This window comes from Bradyrhizobium sp. BRP22 (assembly GCF_020194175.1).
In the GTDB taxonomy this organism is placed as follows: domain Bacteria; phylum Pseudomonadota; class Alphaproteobacteria; order Rhizobiales; family Xanthobacteraceae; genus Bradyrhizobium.
The window spans coordinates 1-255 of record NZ_JADYVX010000159.1 but is presented as its reverse complement, the minus strand read 5'-3'; the positions used below and the strand labels follow the sequence as shown (position 1 = coordinate 255).

General features: G+C 63.5%; 1 protein-coding gene. It reads left to right on the top strand.

Annotated elements, in window-relative coordinates; genetic code table 11:
• A partial coding sequence (locus I6F35_RS39790) for a ribonucleotide-diphosphate reductase subunit beta (RefSeq protein WP_225122990.1) occupies nucleotides 1-255 on the top strand: 255 nt, incomplete at both ends.

Genomic DNA, 255 nt, shown 5'->3' with positions numbered 1-255 from the left:
CACCGTCCAGATGATGATGGCCGCCTTCACCAACATGGAGACGGTCCACATCGACGCCTATGCCCTGCTGCTCAAGACGCTCGGCATGCCCAAGACCGAGTTCGAGGCATTCCGCGGCTATGCGCAGGTGCGCGCCAAGGCGGACTACATGCACCAGTTCGGCATCGACACCGTGGCCGATGTCGCCCGCACCCTGGCGATGTTCGGCGCCTTCACCGAAGGCATGGCGTTGTTCGCGAGCTTCGCCATGCTGCT